This is a genomic window from uncultured Vibrio sp. (assembly GCF_947488985.1).
Lineage (GTDB): Bacteria > Pseudomonadota > Gammaproteobacteria > Enterobacterales > Vibrionaceae > Vibrio.
In genome coordinates this window covers 1-1,262 of record NZ_CANLBV010000225.1, presented here as the reverse complement: position 1 = coordinate 1,262, position 1,262 = coordinate 1, and the positions used below count along the sequence as shown (strand labels likewise).

General features: G+C 48.2%; 1 pseudogene. It reads right to left on the bottom strand.

Annotated features, from left to right (window positions below):
* Window positions 1-71 precede the first annotated feature (71 nt).
* Window positions 72-1,052, bottom strand: a pseudogene (locus Q1A70_RS19970) (carboxypeptidase M32); the annotation flags it as partial.
* Window positions 1,053-1,262 lie beyond the last annotated feature (210 nt).

Here is a 1,262-nt window from a genome sequence, read left to right as displayed (position 1 = left end):
GTCGACTGAGAAGGTTATATCTATGTGCTACCGAAGTTGGACTAAGCTGACCAATTAAATAATCAAATTGGTATAACGTGTGCTGGGTAGGTCAATTCATCGGCATCGACACGAATGAAGTCCTTCTTGACGCGCGTGTAGATTTTCTGGAAGTTACCTTTATCAAACTCCGAGCCAGAGAACTGCTGACCCGCTAAGTTTGCTAGGTGTCCGATGAATGGGTCACTACGACCGACTTGCATCTCAAAAAACAAAGATTGAGATTCATGGATCCCCATAGAGCGAGCTTCACCCGCTGGCTGGCCTGCTAGATGCTGGGGTAAACTTTGCTCGTAGCGGGCGTGTCCGGTTTCATGCACAATTCCCATCAGGCTTTGAACGAATTCTGCTTCGTCGTAGCGAGTGGTGATGCGCACGTCTGTAGGAACGCCGCCACAGAATGGGTGAACACTTTCATCGAGTCGACCATGACTGAAATCGAATTGAAGTAGCTTCATGACTTCTAAGCCAAGCGCTTTCTGTTTCTCTGTCGAATAGATACCTGACGGCGCATTAAACTGCTCGTTCGACTGTTTTTCGATCACTTGGTCAATCAGGCTTGGTAGCCATGTTTTAACGTCTGCAAACAGGGTGTCGAGTGACGCAGAGCTGGTTCCCGGTTCATAAATATCCAGCATGGCATCATAAGGCGTGAGGTTCGCTGCGTCGGCACGGATCTGCGATTCTTCGCGAGACAGTTCAACCACTTCGCGCCAGTTCTTTTCGAATCCCACCCAGTCGTTGTTACCACGTTGGCTGCGCCATGCATGTTCACACTTTGAGCCGGCAAGAGATTTGGCTTCTACTAACCTTTCAGGAAGTAGGTTATTTTGTTGCCATTGGCGTTTAATTTCACGCAGAGACGATTGTTGCTCGTGACTCAAAGCTTCACTTTCGGCATCTGCAATCCAATCACCTAGCTGGGGCTGAGTCATTAGGCCATGAATATGAACAGAGAGTTCGGCCATGGCTTCACTACGCGCTTGGTTACCACCGGCAGGCATCATCGCTGCTGCATCACAAGTGTATGGTAAGATATGCCCAATTGATTTGTGAGGTTCTATGAATACATACGGTTATATCAGGGTTTCCACCGAAGAACAGAAAAAGAGCGAGAAAACGGGCGTCCAACGGCAGCTTAAATTCATTAGGGCGTGTTGATCTTTGCTGTACATTTCGCGTTCAACAATACATCGGTAGCCACATCAACATGAATGCCAGCG